This is a genomic window from Pseudomonas eutrophicaquae, from assembly GCF_023544715.1.
Lineage (GTDB): Bacteria > Pseudomonadota > Gammaproteobacteria > Pseudomonadales > Pseudomonadaceae > Geopseudomonas.
Window position 1 is genome coordinate 1 of sequence record NZ_JAMJEZ010000042.1, and the last position, 5,137, is coordinate 5,137.

The 5,137-nt window shown below is 52.8% G+C and carries 2 tRNA genes and 3 rRNA genes; all 5 read left to right on the forward strand.

The features are described 5' to 3' along the window. A 16S ribosomal RNA gene (locus tag MXC11_RS11940) occupies nt 1-1,442 on the forward strand; the annotation flags it as partial. Between the two features lie 65 nt (nt 1,443-1,507). Further along, nucleotides 1,508-1,584: transfer RNA gene (locus MXC11_RS11945), tRNA-Ile, on the forward strand. Nucleotides 1,585-1,615: 31 nt separating this feature from the next. After that, nucleotides 1,616-1,691, forward strand: a tRNA-Ala gene (locus MXC11_RS11950). 267 nt (nt 1,692-1,958) lie between these two features. Continuing rightward, nucleotides 1,959-4,850, forward strand: a 23S ribosomal RNA gene (locus tag MXC11_RS11955). A gap of 152 nt (nt 4,851-5,002) precedes the next feature. Further along, nucleotides 5,003-5,118, forward strand: a 5S ribosomal RNA gene (gene rrf / locus MXC11_RS11960). Nucleotides 5,119-5,137 lie beyond the last annotated feature (19 nt).

The window sequence follows — 5,137 nt, forward strand, 5'->3', positions numbered from 1 at the left end:
AGCGGCGGACGGGTGAGTAATGCCTAGGAATCTGCCCGATAGTGGGGGACAACGTTTCGAAAGGAACGCTAATACCGCATACGTCCTACGGGAGAAAGTGGGGGATCTTCGGACCTCACGCTATCGGATGAGCCTAGGTCGGATTAGCTAGTTGGTGAGGTAATGGCTCACCAAGGCGACGATCCGTAACTGGTCTGAGAGGATGATCAGTCACACTGGAACTGAGACACGGTCCAGACTCCTACGGGAGGCAGCAGTGGGGAATATTGGACAATGGGCGAAAGCCTGATCCAGCCATGCCGCGTGTGTGAAGAAGGTCTTCGGATTGTAAAGCACTTTAAGTTGGGAGGAAGGGCTGCTGATTAATACTCCGCAGTTTTGACGTTACCAACAGAATAAGCACCGGCTAACTTCGTGCCAGCAGCCGCGGTAATACGAAGGGTGCAAGCGTTAATCGGAATTACTGGGCGTAAAGCGCGCGTAGGTGGTCTTGTAAGTTGAAGGTGAAATCCCCGGGCTCAACCTGGGAACTGCCTCCAAAACTGCATGACTCGAGTACGGTAGAGGGTGGTGGAATTTCCTGTGTAGCGGTGAAATGCGTAGATATAGGAAGGAACACCAGTGGCGAAGGCGACCACCTGGACTGATACTGACACTGAGGTGCGAAAGCGTGGGGAGCAAACAGGATTAGATACCCTGGTAGTCCACGCCGTAAACGATGTCAACTAGCTGTTGGGTTCCTTGAGAACTTAGTAGCGCAGCTAACGCGATAAGTTGACCGCCTGGGGAGTACGGCCGCAAGGTTAAAACTCAAATGAATTGACGGGGGCCCGCACAAGCGGTGGAGCATGTGGTTTAATTCGAAGCAACGCGAAGAACCTTACCTGGCCTTGACATGCAGAGAACTTTCCAGAGATGGATTGGTGCCTTCGGGAGCTCTGACACAGGTGCTGCATGGCTGTCGTCAGCTCGTGTCGTGAGATGTTGGGTTAAGTCCCGTAACGAGCGCAACCCTTGTCCTTAGTTACCAGCACCTCGGGTGGGCACTCTAAGGAGACTGCCGGTGACAAACCGGAGGAAGGTGGGGATGACGTCAAGTCATCATGGCCCTTACGGCCAGGGCTACACACGTGCTACAATGGTCGGTACAGAGGGTTGCCAAGCCGCGAGGTGGAGCTAATCCCACAAAACCGATCGTAGTCCGGATCGCAGTCTGCAACTCGACTGCGTGAAGTCGGAATCGCTAGTAATCGTGAATCAGAATGTCACGGTGAATACGTTCCCGGGCCTTGTACACACCGCCCGTCACACCATGGGAGTGGGTTGCTCCAGAAGTAGCTAGTCTAACCTTCGGGGGGACGGTTACCACGGAGTGATTCATGACTGGGGTGAAGTCGTAACAAGGTAGCCGTAGGGGAACCTGCGGCTGGATCACCTCCTTAATCGAAGACTTCAGCTTCCCATAAGCTCCCACACGAATTGCTTGATTCACTCGCGAAAGGCGATTGGGTCTGTAGCTCAGTTGGTTAGAGCGCACCCCTGATAAGGGTGAGGTCGGCAGTTCGAATCTGCCCAGACCCACCAATTGTCGTGGTGCGCAGGCCGATCGAAAGATGGGGCCATAGCTCAGCTGGGAGAGCGCCTGCTTTGCACGCAGGAGGTCAGGAGTTCGATCCTCCTTGGCTCCACCATTAGCTCCACCACAAACATCGCCAAGCTCAGAAATGAGTGTTTGTTTCGAACACTGATTTCTGGTCTTATCGCCAGACGTTCTTTAAAAATTCGGATAGTGATAGAAGTAATGAACTGGAGGAGTGTTTCACTGCACTCGGCCAGGTCAAGGTAAATTTGCGAGTTCAAGCGCAAGTTTTCGGCGAATGTCATGTTCACTCATACGACCACAAGCGGTCACCGGACGGGGGGTTCTCTGGATCGGTACAGATTGCTTGGGGTTATATGGTCAAGTGAATAAGCGCATACGGTGGATGCCTTGGCAGTCAGAGGCGATGAAAGACGTGGTAGCCTGCGATAAGCTTCGGGGAGTCGGCAAACAGACTTTGATCCGGAGATCTCTGAATGGGGGAACCCACCTGTCATAAGACAGGTATCAGTAACTGAATACATAGGTTACTGAGGCGAACCAGGGGAACTGAAACATCTAAGTACCCTGAGGAAAAGAAATCAACCGAGATTCCCTTAGTAGTGGCGAGCGAACGGGGATTAGCCCTTAAGCATCTTGGATTTTAGTGGAAGGCTCTGGAAAGTGCCGCCATAGTGGGTGATAGCCCCGTACACGAAAAAATCCTTGCTGTGAAATCGAGTAGGACGGCGCACGTGAAACGTTGTCTGAATATGGGGGGACCATCCTCCAAGGCTAAATACTACTGACTGACCGATAGTGAACCAGTACCGTGAGGGAAAGGCGAAAAGAACCCCGGAGAGGGGAGTGAAATAGAACCTGAAACCGTATGCGTACAAGCAGTGGGAGCCTACTTTGTTAGGTGACTGCGTACCTTTTGTATAATGGGTCAGCGACTTATATTCAGTGGCAAGCTTAACCGTTTAGGGGAGGCGTAGCGAAAGCGAGTCTTAATAGGGCGTTTAGTCGCTGGGTATAGACCCGAAACCGGGCGATCTATCCATGAGCAGGTTGAAGGTTAGGTAACACTGACTGGAGGACCGAACCCACTTCCGTTGAAAAGGCAGGGGATGACTTGTGGATCGGAGTGAAAGGCTAATCAAGCTCGGAGATAGCTGGTTCTCCTCGAAAGCTATTTAGGTAGCGCCTCACGTATCACTCCAGGGGGTAGAGCACTGTTTCGGCTAGGGGGTCATCCCGACTTACCAAACCGATGCAAACTCCGAATACCTGGAAGTGCCAGCGTGGGAGACACACGGCGGGTGCTAACGTCCGTCGTGAAAAGGGAAACAACCCAGACCGTCAGCTAAGGTCCCAAAGTTATGGTTAAGTGGTAAACGATGTGGGAAGGCTTAGACAGCTAGGAGGTTGGCTTAGAAGCAGCCACCCTTTAAAGAAAGCGTAATAGCTCACTAGTCGAGTCGGCCTGCGCGGAAGATGTAACGGGGCTCAAACCATACACCGAAGCTACGGGTTCATCCTTTGGATGAGCGGTAGAGGAGCGTTCTGTAAGCCTGTGAAGGTCAGTTGAGAAGCTGGCTGGAGGTATCAGAAGTGCGAATGCTGACATGAGTAACGACAATGGGTGTGAAAAACATCCACGCCGAAAGACCAAGGGTTCCTGCGCAACGTTAATCGACGCAGGGTTAGTCGACCCCTAAGGCGAGGCAGAAATGCGTAGTCGATGGGAAACAGGTTAATATTCCTGTACTTCTGGTTACTGCGATGGGGGGACGGAGAAGGCTAGGCCAGCTTGGCGTTGGTTGTCCAAGTTTAAGGTGGTAGGCTGATTTCTTAGGTAAATCCGGGAAATCAAGGCCGAGAACTGATGACGAGCTTTCTTTCAGAAAGCGAAGTGGTTGATGCCATACTTCCAGGAAAAGCCTCTAAGCTTCAGGTAACTAGGAATCGTACCCCAAACCGACACAGGTGGTCGGGTAGAGAATACCAAGGCGCTTGAGAGAACTCGGGTGAAGGAACTAGGCAAAATGGCACCGTAACTTCGGGAGAAGGTGCGCCGGTGAGGGTGAATGACTTGCTCAATAAGCCCACGCCGGTCGAAGATACCAGGCCGCTGCGACTGTTTATTAAAAACACAGCACTCTGCAAACACGAAAGTGGACGTATAGGGTGTGACGCCTGCCCGGTGCTGGAAGGTTAATTGATGGGGTTAGCGAAAGCGAAGCTCTTGATCGAAGCCCCAGTAAACGGCGGCCGTAACTATAACGGTCCTAAGGTAGCGAAATTCCTTGTCGGGTAAGTTCCGACCTGCACGAATGGCGTAACGATGGCGGCGCTGTCTCCACCCGAGACTCAGTGAAATTGAAATCGCTGTGAAGATGCAGTGTATCCGCGGCTAGACGGAAAGACCCCGTGAACCTTTACTATAGCTTTGCACTGGACTTTGAGCTTGCTTGTGTAGGATAGGTGGGAGGCTTTGAAGTGGGGACGCCAGTTCCCATGGAGCCATCCTTGAAATACCACCCTGGCAATCTTGAGGTTCTAACTCTGATCCGTCATCCGGATCGAGGACAGTGTATGGTGGGTAGTTTGACTGGGGCGGTCTCCTCCCAAAGAGTAACGGAGGAGTACGAAGGTGCGCTCAGACCGGTCGGAAATCGGTCGCAGAGTATAAAGGCAAAAGCGCGCTTGACTGCGAGACAGACACGTCGAGCAGGTACGAAAGTAGGTCTTAGTGATCCGGTGGTTCTGTATGGAAGGGCCATCGCTCAACGGATAAAAGGTACTCCGGGGATAACAGGCTGATACCGCCCAAGAGTTCATATCGACGGCGGTGTTTGGCACCTCGATGTCGGCTCATCACATCCTGGGGCTGAAGCCGGTCCCAAGGGTATGGCTGTTCGCCATTTAAAGTGGTACGCGAGCTGGGTTTAGAACGTCGTGAGACAGTTCGGTCCCTATCTGCCGTGGACGTTTGAGATTTGAGAGGGGCTGACCTTAGTACGAGAGGACCGGGTTGGACGAACCTCTGGTGTTCCGGTTGTCACGCCAGTGGCATTGCCGGGTAGCTATGTTCGGAAAAGATAACCGCTGAAAGCATCTAAGCGGGAAACTTGCCTCAAGATGAGATCTCACTGGAGCCTTGAGCTCCCTGAAGGGTCGTCGAAGACTACGACGTTGATAGGTCGGGTGTGTAAGCGCTGTGAGGCGTTGAGCTAACCGATACTAATGGCCCGTGAGGCTTGACCATATAACACCCAAACAATCTGGGTGAACCGACTCGACGAAAACGAGCGTGAACCGCAAAAGCACACCAAGACAATACTTCTGTCACCGTCCGAATACGCTGTCGCGTGTAGCGGCTGGCTCCAAGCCACCCACCCACGAGACCGCACCGAATTGCTTGACGACCATAGAGCGTTGGAACCACCTGATCCCATCCCGAACTCAGCAGTGAAACAACGCATCGCCGATGGTAGTGTGGGGTCTCCCCATGTGAGAGTAGGTCATCGTCAAGCACCTATCCCAAACCCCCGA